1 protein-coding gene is annotated in these 954 nt (G+C 68.1%); it reads left to right on the top strand.

Annotated elements, in window-relative coordinates:
- The coding region (locus ACFQPB_RS23850) for an acetyl-CoA acetyltransferase (protein WP_382228930.1) at positions 1-954 on the top strand (954 nt) is incomplete at both ends.

The following is a 954-nucleotide window of genomic DNA, read 5'->3' as shown; positions in this document are numbered from 1 at the left end:
TTCGCCAAGGCGTGGTCGCGCCACGGGCAAGACCTCTCGGACATGGTGCGCGAATCGACGCTGGGCGCGCTGGCCTCGGCCCGTGTGGAGCCCTCGCAGGTGCAAAGCATCCACGTTGGCAACGCCTTTGGCGAACTGCAGCGCCAGCAGGCCCACCTGGGCGCCATGGTCGCGCAGGTGGTGCCCGAGCTGTGGGGCGCACCCGCCATGCGCCACGAAGGCGCCTGCGCCTCCTCCTCGCTGGCCCTGCTCACCGCCATGGCCGAAATCGAGGCTGGCCGCTACGACTGCGTGCTGGTGCTGGGCGCTGAAGAGTTCAAGAACACCGACGGCAACACCGCCTCCACCAACCAGAACGCCGCCGCCTGGCAAGGCCATGAAGGCTTTGACTGCACCTACATGTGGCCGGCCGCCTTTGGCCGCGTGGCGCAAGAGTACGAACGCCGCTACGGCCTCGACCGCCGTCACCTCAACCGCATCGCCGAAATCAACTACGGCAATGCCAAGCGCAACCCGCTGGCGCAGACGCGCCAGTGGCAGTTCAACGAACTGAGCTTCACCGACGACGACGAAGCCAACCCGCTGATCGAGCCCGGCACGCGGCGCCAGGACTGCGGGCAGATCACCGACGGCGCCTGCGCCATCGTGGTGGCCTCGGCGCGGTTTGTCCAAGAGCACGCGCAGCGCACCGGGCAGGCGCTGGCGCAGCTGCCGCGCATCAGCGGCTGGGGCCACCGCAACGCGGGGCTGCGGTTGCAAGACAAGTTCGAGCGCAGCGCCAACGAAGCCTATGTGTTCCCGCACCTGAGGCAGGCGCTGGAGGATGCGTGGAAACGTGCCGGCGTTGAAGGCGTGCAAGCCATGGACGGCATCGAGACACACGACTGTTTCACCACCACCGAGTACGTGGCCATCGACCACCTGGGGCTGACGGCGCCGGGGCAAAGCTGGCGG

Source organism: Hydrogenophaga atypica (assembly GCF_042665215.1).
Lineage (GTDB): Bacteria > Pseudomonadota > Gammaproteobacteria > Burkholderiales > Burkholderiaceae_C > Hydrogenophaga > Hydrogenophaga defluvii_A.
The sequence above is the reverse complement of the archived record's forward strand: the minus strand, read 5'-3'. Positions and strand labels throughout refer to the sequence as shown.